We start from the raw sequence: 12,333 nt of genomic DNA on the forward strand, positions 1-12,333 counted from the left end.
CCTGTTATAATTTAGTTGTGAAAAAATTATAACAGGGCGCGGTAGCAGACCGTGGCCGATCCTACGCGCTCGGCTTCACCGGCCGAGACCGAAGCGCGACGTTGCGACGAGCGTAGGGTTACGACCATTCCCGCAGTTTCTTGATCTCATCGCTGACCCTGGCCTTGCATCGGCTGACGGCAGACCCCGCAGATGAGAGGAGTTTCCGGCTTTGCCCAGGCATTCGCGTTGCAAGCTGGACAGGTGTACTTCGTCTTGCTGGCCGCCTTCTTCTCCCGCGTCTCACGATCGGTCTCATTCCCCAACTCGACGAAGGGCACCATGTTCGTCCGCGCAGCGAGCAAGTCGGCGCAGGCGCGCGCGAAGCGCCCCCCCTCCTCGATGAAGTGGCTGACGCGCTGACCCGTCTCCTTGCCGCCCGGCTCGCCCGTGTCGGACGGGATCAGCCCCACGGCCCGCATCATCCGCGCCCACTCCGTGTTGTGGTACCTGCCCCGGGACGGCATGCCGAAATGCGCCTGCTCCAGGTGGACCATCTCGTGCACGAGCGTCGAGAGGATCTCCTCGGTGGTGCGCTCGGCGAAATGGCTCGGGTTGAGCGCGATCTCATCGGTAATCGCCGTGCCGTCGCGGGTGGTGAAGCGCCGGCCGGAGAAGTAGCCGTAGGCCTGCTTCCTGCGCTGCAGGGTGAGGAGACAAGGTGGTAACTGGCCCGAGAATAGCCGCGCGTTGAAGAACGCGTAGGCGTCGATCAGCGCGGAATAGGTCCGAGCGGTCGGGTCGGTTGGATCGTACGAAACAAAAACTGCCGGCTCGTTCTGGATCGTCGGCCGGTCGTTCGTACCGCGCACGCCGTCACCGCCCAGCGACGGATCGCCATTTAACGTGGGATCGGGACGAGTGTTTTCATCTTCAGGTTGTGACACGGCGCCGCCTCGTCGAAAGACGAGTCCGGTTCACGCCAGCCACGTAGGGCCCCGGGTCTCACAGCGCCTGAAGAAAGCATCCCTCAGCGACCGGTATGACCCGATCGACTGGCTCATCCGCATGATGTCCACGAACGGGACTGTCGGATGCCGGGGGCAAGGGACCGGTCGGACGGCTCTCTGGGTCGAGGCTCGACCCGGAGAGCCGTCAGCCGCGCCAGCACAGGCCAACCCGGAGGATGAACGCCGCAGAGCAGCACGAACTTCTCGAGCTGCCGATCTCAGGACAGCGGCAGCCCACAGCCCCAGCGCGTTCGTCGCCTAGGCCTTTCTCTGCTGCCACAGACCGCCAGGAGGGTCCAAGCCGTCGGTGCCCGTCGAGCCCTCGTCGGCGAAGGTTATCCACCGGCAAGACGGCCGGGCGCTCTGTGCGCGGTGGTGTCGGGGTTTGGACCGGTGGCCACGCATCGGGATCGGGCCTTCCCGGCCCCGCGTCGCCCCACGCAGAGGGCTCACCCGCGGGCGCTCTCCTGTTCCAGCACCGCGGGTGTACCGGGCGCGGGATGACCTGGAGCCGATCGCCCGGATCGCGGGGTCCTGACTTGGCTCGAGATGCGCGACGAGACGGACGCTCGACCCGAGCCCGCCGCGCGGCTATGGCCCGGCAGACGCGCTGGCGCTGCCGCCCTCCGGGCGACCGTCATCGCCGTGCGTGAGCTACGCTCGTGAGCAGACCCAACACCGCGCAGATCCGCCTGCTCGCGTACTTGGCGCAGACGCCGGGTGCGGGGTTCGTCGCGGTGAACCAGGTCGACCAGGCCCGGGCGGTTCGCGCGGGCGACGACCTGTTCCTGCCCTCGCTCGTGGCGCGGGGTTGGGCCGAGATGGACGCGCGACGCCCCGGCTACGCGCGCATCACCGATGCCGGACGCTCGGCTCTGGCTGACCTAGACTGAGGGCAACGGGAGGGCGACGGAGGCTTCGGGAGCGGAACGGAGGATCACAGGCCCGCGGATCCGCAGCGCTCGCCTCGCGCTCGGCTGGGCGTTGCAAGGGCTCGCGAGCGGGGCGAAGCTACTGCCGAGCGTCGTGGACCGGGCCGAGCGCTGCCCCGGTGAGCCGGCGATCACGCAGCTGAACGCCCTGATGCGGGCCCCGCGCACCGCCGCGGTACCGATCGCAGCCAGAACACCCGGTGAGCCGCACACCATAATCAGGCAGGGGCCGCACCTGCCTGTCGCGGGCTCGCCCGCGGACATTACCGTGCAGGAGCGGTCGTGCTCGTGCCCATACCGACGCCTGGGTGGGAGGTTCCGGTACCGGGCACTGTCGCGGCGCCAGCTGTACCCATGGTCGAACCGGTGGCTGAGCCAGTCGTCCGCTCGTTCATCTTCTCGCTGTTGCTCTTGACGGAGCCCGGGTTGTTCATATTGCCCGTAGCGCTGCCTCCGCCGGCCGGCTGCTGAGCGTAGGCTGTGCCGGTCAGAGCGACCGCGAGAGCGACCGCGAGGCCGCAAGTTTTAAGGCGCATAGGCGTTTCCTCAACTATCCCGTGTTCGGGTTCGAATGCAAACGCCGGCTGCGCTGCCTTTGTTCAGTAGAAAGTGACGCCTGCGGCTGGGGATATAGGCGCTGCGCCCTTACTTCGGCGAACAGCTGGTGAGCCGCATCCACACGAAACCCGCTATCCAGCGCGCTGGGCGCTCCAACGGCCGGTGCAGGTGACCAGTCCGCCGGACGTGTGCCACGTACCGTTGCCGCTGCCCCTGACGTCCAGGCTGCCGGAGATCGGGACCCTGTTGGCCCCGCTGGTAATCGTGGCCTGCACGGATCCGGTCGACGACACGCCGCCGTCGATCTCGACCTCTCGGCCCGGGACCGAGGCGTCACTGTCCTTGATCCGGACTTGGTAGCGCGTGCGCGTCGCGCAGGGCCCTTGAGCCGTGATGGCGATGATGGTCCAGGATCCGTCGTACCGGTTCGGCACGCGCACCATCCTCGCCGCGGCACCGGCTGGATGGAGAGCGCCAGTCAAGAGGACGGCCGCGAAGATCGAGGTGGGGATACGCGCCACAGACAGCTCCGGGAGATTTCGGCAGCCGAACTTGACCGGCCTCTCACAGAACGGTCCGTCCACCGACACGGTTTCCCGGATCCGCGCGCGCTCCCGGCCGTGAAGGGTGTTGCGTGCGTCATGGCTCTCGGCTGCGTCGTCCCGGTCCTCCCGGGGTTCGCACCAGTGGCCACGCGCCAGGGCCGGATCTGCCCGGTCCGGTCCGCCTATCACCGGACGGCGGCATTGGCGGTGGGTTCAGTCCACCGCGAGACTTCGCGGGCGCGGCGGCTTGCGTGGAGCGGCCCAGGGCGCAGCGTGAGGAGTCGGAAAAGCGCCTGCCCCGTTCCAACTGAGCTTGCAGTCTGACGCATGCGTGCGGCACGACTTTGACTAAGCTCAACGGGGTCGAAGCGCATCGCGGTCGGAGGCCGCCCGACGGGGGCTGGGCTCTCGCAGCGTCCGCAGGACGCGCGACCCGAAGGCTGCCGGAATGGCGAACGGGCCGCCCCACCTGAATGAGGACAGCCCGTCGCCGAGACTCAACATCGGAGCACGATGTCAACGCGTGCCTCAGGGAAACTGCAGACCGCAGCGCCGGTTCCCACCCACGCCGCCGACGCTACGTGGCATCGACAGATTGCGGGCCCGTCGAGCGCACGCGTGCGGAGTGATGCCGAGCGATGGTGGCCCGTGGCGGGAGCCGCGCAAGGGCCGAGAGCTGTGTGTGTCGGCCGGGGATCTCGGATCCACCGTTCAGGCGGCGCTGGCCGGCCGGGCGTTGCCGCGCAGGCAGGCGACGGCCTCGCGGATCTCGACGGCGTGATCGACGAGCCTCCGCTTCAATCGATGGGCCTCGGCCACGGTGTCCGGCAAGCGCCTGAGCCGGTCCTCCAACTCGCCCGTGCGCAGACCGCGCGCGAGCTCGTCCAGGCGCGCCAGCATCTCGGTGAAAGAAAGTTCAGGCTGGTGGGTCTCTGGGGTCATGGTGTGATCTCCGTACGGTTCAGTGGGTGGTGCTCGGGTCGTGGGATGCGACGACCGCGACGGTGAGGCTGCGCCCGTCCGCGAACGTCAGGGTGAGTGGCCCAACCGCGGCCTCCGGGCCGAAGATCGGTCCGCCGGCGGCGTCGCTGAGCCGGACGAGGCCCTCCGGCCAAGGGGCCGACTGGTCCGGTGCGGCGCGCGCGGCCCGATCCGGGATAGCCAGCAGGATCAGGGTCTGTTCCAAGCCGCACTCGATCGCACGCGCGGTCGACTCCGCCCGCCGCTTCGCCGCTTCGAGACAGGCCTCGGCCGCGTCCGCGACCGCCTCGCAGCCGGCGATGCCTAACCGGTGCACGGATCGCTCGAACTCATCCAACGCCGCCTGCAGCGCGGTCCAGGTGGCCTCGGCGCGTGCGGCCGAGCCGTCCAGCAGGGTGAGAACGAGATGGCGCGCCTCCGAGGGCGTCGGCAGGCTCGCCCAGGCGACGATGTCGGCGATGGTTGCAGCGTCGGTGCGGTGCCCGACCGCAGCCACCACCGGCACGGTGAGCGTGGTGATCGCCGCCGCGACCTCGCGGGCGCCGAGCGCGCCGGCCGGGCTGCCACCGCCGCGCACCAGCAGCACCAGGCCGCGATCCTCGCGGCCCCGGTGCAGGGCGGCGGCCTCGTCCAGGCGTCGTATCAGGGCGGGGACCGCGCCGGGCCCGTCGAACCGGCATTCCAGGTCGTCGACCTGCAGGATACCGGCGGCCGCCAGGGCTTGCAGCGTCGCGGCGACGTCGTCCCAACCCTGGCCCGGCGGGTGCAGCACGCTGACGCGCTCGAGGTGGGCCGGGCTCGACAGCCGGCGCTGCGCCTCGAGCAGACCCGCCCGCCTCAGACCATCGAGGATGCGGGCGCGCTCCAGTTCGGCCTCGGACACCCGCCACGCCGGCTCGATCGCACTGACGTTGAGCCGCAGCCGGGCGTCCGACAGCCAGGAGGCCGTGCAGGTCAGCGTGACGTCCCGATGTTCGAGCTCCGTTGGATCGAACGGCCGCTCGAGCGCGGCGGCGATCGCGTCGCGAGCGTCCGCACCGATGCGGGCGTTCAGGACCGGGGCGTTGCTGCCGAGGAAGCCATGCGTCGGGCGAAGCTCGAGATCGTGGCTGCCGTGCCACCGGGGCAGCACTCGGGTGACGGTGGCGCAGACGCGAAACCGCCGCGGCAGCCCGGTGCGCACGGCGCTGCCGGCGCGGGCCCAGAGCTCGTGCAGGTCGAGGACCGGCCCTTCCGGGTCCGGTGGCGGCGCGCGGCCGGACCGGGACCGCTCGGGTGGTGGCCCGCTCTCGAGTGTGGCCGGCGGGGCGCGGCGGAATTCGTGGATACGCATAGGGGTTCGAGGTTCGGATCTTTGAGGAAGAGGGACCGGGACAGGGGTGAGCCGGCCCGGGCGCGACACGCGTCCGGGCCGCGCGGAGGATCAGAACGGCGCGTCGGAGGGCCAGGCCTCGTCGCCGGGAGCGGTGCGGGGGCGAGTGAGCACCTCCGCGATGCGGTCGAGACGGGCCCGGTCGGCCCGCGCGAGTTCGCCGCGCAGCACTTCCTCGATCGCGGCCTGCACCGCGCCGGGGATGGGCGAGGAGCGCCAGGCGAGCGCATCGACGGGCGTCGGCACCGGCCCGGCCAGCGTGATCAGCGGGGCGCTGAGATCACAGGCGGCCTCGACCACGCGCGGGTCACTGAACGCCCGCCCGCCAGTCCGACGATCGCCGGTGACGACGAGAACTGCGTCCGCGCCGGTCCAGTGGACGAACTCGGCGGCGTCGCGCAGGGCCTCATGCACGGCGTCGGCATCGTCGAGATCGACCGGCCGCACGGCGAGGGAGACGATCCGGCATTCGTCCAGGTTCTGGAGCTGCATCGCCAGGGCAGCCCAGCGCGGGCCATCGTTCTCGGGTACCAGGGCGAAGAGCTGGCGCAGCCGCTCAGGAGCGCGCCTCTGCCGCCACCGCCCTTGCTCCTCCAGAGTTCGACGCAGCTCCGCGTCGGCCGCTGCCTGGGCCGGTGTCGGCCAGTCGCTGGCCGAGATCACGAGGCGCGGCCCGAGCCGGGCGTTGTATTCGAGGTCGAAGCGGATCGGGATCGGCTCGCCCGACCGGATCCAAGTTGGGGTCACTGCAAGAAAGTGACGTCTGCGTACGCTAAGGACGAACGGATCAGGAACGCAGTTCCTTACGCGGCGAGGAGCGAGGCCTTGCTCCGGAGCGGTCGCAGTTCGCCCGGTGCCGGCTGGTCCTCGGCATCCCAGGCATAGTCGCCCGTGAGCGAGAGGTGCTCCCAGCCGAGCGGTGCGACGTGCCGCATCAGGTCGGGATCGACGCCGAGGTCGGCCGCAGCGCGGGCGAGATAGCGCGTGTTCCAGAGGATCACCGCCGCCACGATCAGGTTCAGGCCCGAGGCGCGGTAGGCCTGGTTCTCGAACGTGCGGTCGCGCAATTCGCCCAGCTGGCAGAAGAAGATCGCCCGCGCCAGCGCGTTGCGGGCCTCGCCCTTGTTGAGCCCGGCCTGCGCGCGCCGGCGCAGGTCGAGGTCTCGTAGCCAGTTCAACATGAACAGGGAGCGCTCCAGCCGGCCGACCTCGCGCAGGGCCAGCGCCAACCCATTCTGGCGTGGGTACGCCCCGAGCTTGCGCAGCATAGCCGAGGCGCTCACCGAGCCGGAGCGGATCGAGGTCGTCACCCGCAGGAGTTCGTCCCAGTGCCGGGCGGCGTGAGCCACGTCGATCGGCCCGCCGGCGTCTACCAGGGGCGCGAGCAGGGGATCGATGCTCACGCCGGGCGGGAGATGGAGCTTGCGCTCCTTCAGGTCGCGCAGACGCGGCGCGAAGCGGTAGCCGAAGAAGGGCATCAGCCCGAACACGTGGTCGGAGGCACCACCGGTATCGACCGCGTGCTCCGCGATGGCCAGGCCTGACTGATGGTAGAGCAGGCCGTCGAGCACGTGCGGCGCCTCGCCCGCGGTGGCCGCGATCACCTTGGTGTGGAACGGGCCGTACTGGTCCGAGACGTGGGTGTAGAACGACACCCCCGGCTCGTTGCCGTGACGTGCGTTCACGTCGGCGATGGCCTCGCCCGGGCCGCCGGCGAAGAAGTGCTGCCCGTCCGAACTCGCCCGGGTGCCGTCACCCCAGACCTGAGACAGCGGCAGGATACGATGCGCATCGATCAGGCGCGCGAGCGCTTCCGCGTAGGCCCCCTCGCTCACATGCCAGTCGTGGACGAGCGCGAGTTGCCGCAACGACGCACCGCGGCAGGTCTCCGCCATACGGGTCAGGCCGAGGTTGATCCCGTCAGCCAGCACGCAGGTGAGCAGCGCGGCGCGATCATCGCAGGTTCGGCCGGTCCGCCGATGCGTGAAGCACTCGGAGAACCCGGTCCAGGTGTCGACGTCGAGCAGCACGTCGGTGATGCGCGCCCGCGGCAGCCGGTCGTAGAGCGCCTGCCGTACCGCTTTGACGGTCGGTGGCGTGATGGCGCGCAACGGCGTGATCGTCAGCCCCGTCGCGTCCAGGCGGATATCGGGCAGCGTGCCGGCCCTGGCCCGCGCCGCGACGACCGCGGCGGCCTCCTCGAGCCGAAGGCTGCGCTCGGCCAGATGGTCCTCGAAGTGCGGCGCGACGGCGAGCGGCAGGGGACCGGCGGCCTTCAAGGCCGCGAAGGTCGGGCGGGGCAGGAGATCGTCGTCGAAGGCGCGGTAGCGCCGCGAACCTCTGACCCAAACGTCGCCGGCGCGGAGCCGGTCGCGCAGTTCCGAGAAGGCGCACAGCTCGTAGGCGGCGCGGTCGACGCGCCCCTGGTCGACGACGAACGCCCGCCAGCGACGCGGCACGAACCGGAGCGGCGGGGCGGCCGGCAGCTTGCGCTTGCCATCGCGGTAGGTGGTGCGGATCAGATCGAGCGCGACCATGAGGTCCTGGACCGCGGGCGAGCCCTCGAAGGCGAAGGTGTCGAGGAGCCGGGGCGCGAACACCCTGACGCTCTTGTGACGGGCGACCAGTTCGACTGTCGGATCGATGAGTTCCGGCCCGCAGAGCGCCTCGGCGCGGGCGACCGCAGCCTCGAAGCGCGTCCAGCCGACCTTGTCCGCCACGGCGGCGTCGAGGTCTTCACCTCGGCCACGCGCTGCGATCATCGCGCGGCCGGAGAGAGCGAACACGCGCAGGTCACCTTGCACCGCGCGCATCGAGCGGGCGGCACGCGCGTCGCTCCTGCGCTCGGCCGCGCGACCGAGGGCCGCCATCAGCTTCTCGAACATCGACAGCGTCGCGTCGGTCAGCGCTTCCTCCAGGGCGACGGCCGCCGCCGCCAGCACCGCGCGTCGCCGCAACGGGTTCAGGCCAGCCAGGTGCTGCGCGGCGATCCGGGCGGCCTCGTCGGCCAAGCGCTCGAACACAAGCGCCGGCAGCGCACCGGCGCGAGTCCGGTCGATCCCGAGCGCCCGCACGTACTCCAGGCGATCGATCAGCTTGGGGACGTTCTTCGGCGCCGGCGACTGCGGCGCCTTGCGCAGCCATCCGAGCCAGGTGAGTTTGCCGGCTGGCCGCGCCGCGAGCAGAGTATCGAGGCGGGCGAGAGCGGCCTCGTCGAGACCTGCGGTCAGCACCTCATGACCGAGGCGCTCGGCCCGCTGGCGGGCGTGGCGCATCACGGCCTCGAGCACCGGCGGCGAAGGCAGGACCACGCGTCGGCGGCGTAATTCGTCGACCAGGATACCGGCAAGCTGGCCCGGTCGCACGATGGTCTGGGCCGCAGCGGTCAGGAACGCCACGGCGGCATGGGCGGCCGTGCGATCGAACGCCGTATATCCGCCCGCGCGCATGGCCTCGACGAGGTGGGCACGGCGCGTGGGATCGCGGCGGGCGTAATCGTCGTAGACCGCGGCCGGCACGGCGAGCTGGCGGGCCACGTAGGTCAGGACGGGCTCAGGCGGGATCTCGCCGGCCTCCAGCGCCCGCCCGGGGTGGCGCAGGTAGACGAGCACGAGCGCGTAGCCGAGCCGATTGGCGCTGCCCCGCTTGCCGGTGACGGCGGCCATGTCGTCGGGGCCGAGCGTGGCGTGGCGGGCAACTGCGCGCTCGTCGGCGGGCGGCGCGAGGTAGCGCGCCCAGACCGCGTCGCTCAACAATCGTCGCCGCGCCATGCTCCGCCCTCCGCGGAGCCAAGCTTAGCCTTGGAGCGGCGCTGCCGTGGAGCTCTGATGGGCGGTCGGCGCGGGCTTGATCGATCCGTCATACGGCCGAATGACGGCCAAGGCCGCGCGTGTCCGGTAACATGGCTTGACAACGGCAAGACGGACAAGATGATTCCCGGACGCGTAGACGGACGGCAGGGAGACTGGAGTGGCCTTGATCGGCTATGCGCGCGTGTCCACCGCCGATCAGACGCTGGCGCTCCAGCACGATGCCCTGCGCAGCGCCGGCTGCGACCACGTGTTCGAAGACCGCGCTTCGGGTGCCAAGGCCGACCGTCCGGGCCCGACGGAGGCCATCGCCTATGTCCGGCGCGGCGACACGGTAGTGGTGTGGAAGCTCGACCGGCTCGGCCGCTCGATGGCGCACCTGATCGAGACGGTGCGGCGGCTCGAGGCCAAGGGCATCGGGTTCCGGTCCCTGACCGAGGGCGTCGACACCACGACGCCGGGCGGCACGCTCGTGTTCCACCTGTTCGGGGCACTCGCCCAGTTCGAACGCGACCTCATCCGCGAGCGAACGAGCGCCGGACTACGCGCCGCGGAAGCCCGCGGGCACAAGGGAGGCCGAAAGCCCGTGGTCACGCCGGACAAGCTCGTCCGAGCCCGGGCTCTTCTCGCTACCGGTCTCACCGTGCGCGAGGCCGCCGCCCGCGTGAAGGTCGGCAAGACCGCCCTCTACGAGGCCTTGGCCAGCCTCGGAACCGAACCCGCGGCCTGAGTTCGCTCTCCGTTCCGCCTGAGCGTACGCAGACGTCACTTTCTTGCAGTGACCCCAAGAGGGACCGGGACAGGGGTGAGCCGTCCCGGGGCCGGCCCGGGCGCGACACGCGTCCGGGCCGCGCGGAGGATCAGAACGGCGCGTCCGAGGGCCACGCCTCAATGCCGGGGGCCATGCGGGGGCGGGTGAGCACCTCCTCGATCCGGTCGAGCCGGGGCCGGTCGGCCCGGGTGAGCTCGCCGCGCAGCACCTCCTCGATCGCAGCCTGCACCGCGCCGGGGATCGGGGAAGAGCGCCAGGCGAGCGCGTCGACGAGCGTCGGCACCGGCCCGGCGAGCGTGATCAGCGCTCCGCCGAGATCGCATGCGGCCTCGACCACGCGCGGGTCGCTGAACGCCCGCCCGCCGGTCCGACGATCGCCGGTGACGACCAGCACCGCGTCCGCGCCGGTCCACTGGATGAACTCCGCCGCATCGCGCAGGGCCTGATGCACGGCATCGGCATCATCGAGGTCGACCGGCCGCACGGCGAGAGACACGATCCGGCATTCGTCCAGGTTCTGGAGCTGTAGCGCCAGGGCAGCCCAGCGCGGGCCGTCGTCCTCGGGTACCAGGGCGAAGAGCTGGCGCAGCCGTTCAGGGGCGCGACTCTGCCACCACCTGCCTTGCTCTTCCAGGGATCGACGGAGCTCCGCGTCGGCGGCGGCTTGGGCCGGCGTCGGCCAGTCGCTGGCGGAGATCACGAGGCGCGGCCCGAGCCGGGCGTCGTATTCGAGGTCGAAGCGGATCGGGATCGGCTCACCAGGCCGGATCCAGGACGGACCGAGGCCGATCAGGCCGAGCGCGGAAGCCAGGAGTTCCTGTCGGACGAAGACGTGTCCGTAGTTCGGCCGGCTCGGGTCCGGGCCTGACAGCGCGGCCCGGAGACCGGGCTTGTGCCGGTGCGGCAGGATCTCGAGCAGCGCTTCCAACCCCTCCTGTGAGGCTGGTGGGCGTGCGGGATCATGCGCGCCGGCGGGCACGGTGTTGGTCATTGTGAGGTTCCTCAGGTGCGAGGGGAGCGGAGCGAGCCCGAGCGGTCACCGCGGCGCGTCGGCGCCGGGTGACTGTCGTGTTCGTCTTTCCCGGGATTTTCGTCGGACGACCCGACGCCCCCTTCCTCCGTCCCTGCTAAGGCCGGCGCGCAGGCGAGCGGCCCACCTCCAGAATCTCAATTCCTCCCGTCCTCTGGGTCACACCCATGGACCGATCAGGCCCTCATCCGATGTCCGGACAGACTACGCCCCTCGAGCGCCCACCGAGCCGGTGCGTTCGTCAGATCGTCCGGCGTCAGACCCTCAGCGCATGGCTCGGCCCGTGCCACCACCCGCGCGGATTCGCGTCTGATCGGATCGATCGAGGTCGCCCGCTGCCCTCCGGCAGCATTTTGACGTTTCCGTTTTCCCCGGTTCTGACAGGGTTAGAACTCCAGTAGGCGTGCTGGTCACGCTTTTGACCCCTCCCCCTCGAAGTGTGGATGGTTCGGCCTGCCCTTCTCGCTTCGAGAGCGGATCGCCGTGCCGCGCCAGCCGGATCCAGGCGAGCCACTCGGCCGAAATGATGCGGGCTACGTTCGTATCGTTGCGGAAGCCCGTGATCTGGCGCTCCTCGACGGTCAGCAGCCCGAGCCGACGCGCCTCGCGGATCGCGTTCTTCACGGTGGAGCGGCACACACCTGCGACCGCAGCCATGTTCTCGATCGAAAGCCGACAGTCCTTCCGGCGCACGGTCTCGGCCGCCACGAGGGCGAGAACCGCCTGCTCGGCCAGTGTGAACCGGGCCGCGAGCCCCGGCGGAAGCCGCCCCGAGGCAGCCCAGCGGCGACGGCGCTCCATCGAGGCATCTGTGCGCGGGCGCGAGCCGACGGCCCTCCTAGCTGACGCTGCGCGATCTTGAGCGGGCGGGCTATCGCTTTTGTTAGAGGTAGCTGGCGCGGCCAGGGAAACCCGTCGGGACGCCGGCGCGTCGGTGCGTGCCTCGATCAGCCCGGACAGCGCCTCGGCCTCGGCCTCGGTGATCTTCCCTTCGCTATAGGCGCGCCAGAGCGCAGCCGTCACGGTCGGCAGCGCGGCTTGGGGGGCTATCTCCGCCTGTCGGCGGATCTCCTCAGCAAACATCGTCCTGGCCCTTCGCAGGGCCGCGGCAGAGCAAGGGATGCCCACTGTGTGGGTACCCTTTCCACAAAGCACGACTTCATCGTTGGCGGAATTGGCGTTCCGCCTTGACACCCGGGGGTGCCATGTGGCTTGTGAGGGATTGGAAACGGTCCTCACAGACCACTCGATTTCGCGGGCTCCTCGTTTGGCGACGGGGGGCCCGTAGTCGTTTCAGGGTCTCGTTTCCGCGGCGATCATCTCCTTCCCCGACTCACGACTCGAC

Annotated in this window: 10 protein-coding genes; 2 read left to right on the forward strand and 8 right to left on the reverse strand. The window is 70.4% G+C overall.

Annotated features, from left to right (window positions below; genetic code table 11):
• Positions 1 to 146 precede the first annotated feature (146 nt).
• Positions 147 to 926, reverse strand: coding sequence for a SprT-like domain-containing protein (locus MET9862_RS19995; RefSeq protein ID WP_142584635.1), 780 nt, complete (start codon positions 924 to 926; stop codon positions 147 to 149).
• Positions 927 to 1,651: 725 nt separating this feature from the next.
• Here MET9862_RS19995 and MET9862_RS20000 point away from each other — a divergent pair.
• Positions 1,652 to 1,882, forward strand: coding sequence for a hypothetical protein (locus MET9862_RS20000; RefSeq protein ID WP_142584636.1), 231 nt, complete (start codon positions 1,652 to 1,654; stop codon positions 1,880 to 1,882).
• Positions 1,883 to 2,610: 728 nt separating this feature from the next.
• Here MET9862_RS20000 and MET9862_RS20010 read toward each other — a convergent pair.
• From MET9862_RS20010 to MET9862_RS20030, 5 genes are all read right to left on the reverse strand, one after another.
• Positions 2,611 to 3,063: a heme utilization protein gene (locus MET9862_RS20010; protein ID WP_244612811.1), complete on the reverse strand. Its 453-nt coding sequence runs from the start codon at positions 3,061 to 3,063 to the stop codon at positions 2,611 to 2,613.
• A 672-nt stretch (positions 3,064 to 3,735) separates the two neighbouring features.
• Complete coding sequence (locus tag MET9862_RS20015) at positions 3,736 to 3,966, reverse strand: hypothetical protein (protein ID WP_127993259.1); 231 nt, start codon at positions 3,964 to 3,966, stop codon at positions 3,736 to 3,738.
• A gap of 19 nt (positions 3,967 to 3,985) precedes the next feature.
• Entirely contained in the window at positions 3,986 to 5,338 is a 1,353-nt protein-coding gene (locus tag MET9862_RS20020) for an exodeoxyribonuclease VII large subunit (protein WP_142584637.1), read from the reverse strand.
• Positions 5,339 to 5,428: 90 nt separating this feature from the next.
• Positions 5,429 to 6,124, reverse strand: a complete 696-nt coding sequence (locus MET9862_RS20025; protein WP_142584638.1) for a hypothetical protein — start codon at positions 6,122 to 6,124, stop codon at positions 5,429 to 5,431.
• A gap of 56 nt (positions 6,125 to 6,180) precedes the next feature.
• Positions 6,181 to 9,147 carry a Tn3 family transposase gene (locus MET9862_RS20030; RefSeq protein ID WP_122163124.1) on the reverse strand — a complete coding sequence of 989 codons (2,967 nt, stop codon included), beginning with the start codon at positions 9,145 to 9,147 and terminating at the stop codon, positions 6,181 to 6,183.
• Between the two features lie 199 nt (positions 9,148 to 9,346).
• On the opposite strand from MET9862_RS20030, the gene MET9862_RS20035 reads away from it, so the two are divergent.
• Positions 9,347 to 9,916: a recombinase family protein gene (locus MET9862_RS20035; protein ID WP_142584639.1), complete on the forward strand. Its 570-nt coding sequence runs from the start codon at positions 9,347 to 9,349 to the stop codon at positions 9,914 to 9,916.
• Between the two features lie 130 nt (positions 9,917 to 10,046).
• On the opposite strand, the gene MET9862_RS20040 is transcribed toward MET9862_RS20035, so the two are convergent.
• Entirely contained in the window at positions 10,047 to 10,949 is a 903-nt protein-coding gene (locus MET9862_RS20040) for a hypothetical protein (RefSeq protein ID WP_142584640.1), read from the reverse strand.
• 303 nt (positions 10,950 to 11,252) lie between these two features.
• Positions 11,253 to 12,071 (reverse strand): helix-turn-helix domain-containing protein, encoded by an 819-nt coding sequence (locus MET9862_RS20045; RefSeq protein WP_053608427.1) that lies wholly within the window; start codon positions 12,069 to 12,071, stop codon positions 11,253 to 11,255.
• Positions 12,072 to 12,333 lie beyond the last annotated feature (262 nt).

Source organism: Methylobacterium symbioticum, assembly GCF_902141845.1.
Lineage (GTDB): Bacteria > Pseudomonadota > Alphaproteobacteria > Rhizobiales > Beijerinckiaceae > Methylobacterium > Methylobacterium symbioticum.